Source organism: Streptomyces sp. Isolate_45 (assembly GCF_024721315.2).
Classification (GTDB): Bacteria; Actinomycetota; Actinomycetes; order Streptomycetales; family Streptomycetaceae; genus Streptomyces.
Genome location: NZ_JANFAK020000394.1, coordinates 1 through 642, shown reverse-complemented (window position 1 = coordinate 642; position 642 = coordinate 1). Strand labels below are relative to the sequence as shown.

Here is a 642-nt window from a genome sequence, read left to right as displayed (position 1 = left end):
CCCGCGCTGCCGGCCGCGCCGGCCCCGCCGTCGGCCGGTGCCTCGGCCTGTGGGCAGGTCGCCCTGTGAGCGCCGTCCTGCCCGCCGCGCTCGCCGCCTGGGGGTCGGGCGGCAGCGGGCACCCGTACGCCCTCCTCGCCGACCGGCACGACGGCACCGTGGTGCGCTGCGGGGACGCCGTGGCCAAGGCGCACGCCCCCGACACCGACCCGGAGGCCCTCGCGCTGCGGCTGCGGATCGCCGGAGCCGGTCCCCTGGCCGGGGTGTTGCTGCCCCCGCTGCGCACCGGGACCCTCCACGGCCGCCCCGTCTCCCTCTGGCCGTACGGGACCCCCGTGGACCCGGAGCGTCCCGAGGACGCCCCCTGGGAGGCCGCCGCCCGGCTGCTGGCAGCGCTGCACCGCACCCCTCCGGACGCACTCCCCGGCCCGGTCCCCCCGATGCGCGGCCCCGCCAAACTGGCCCGCGCCCTACGCCGCCTCGCCCTGGCCCTCCCGCCCGCCACGGGCCCCCGGCACCCGGAGCCGCCCCCCGCGCCCCGGCTGCCGGAGCCGCCCCCGACCGAGCCGGCTGTTCGCGCTGGGTTCGGTGCTCGCGTACGCCGCTTCGGGCCGGCCTCCCTTCGGCGACGAGTCGGGGCAC

1 pseudogene is annotated in these 642 nt (G+C 81.6%); it reads left to right on the top strand.

The features are described from left to right. Positions 1–77: 77 nt before the first annotated feature. A pseudogene (locus tag NOD94_RS41270) lies at positions 78–642 on the top strand (hypothetical protein); the annotation flags it as partial.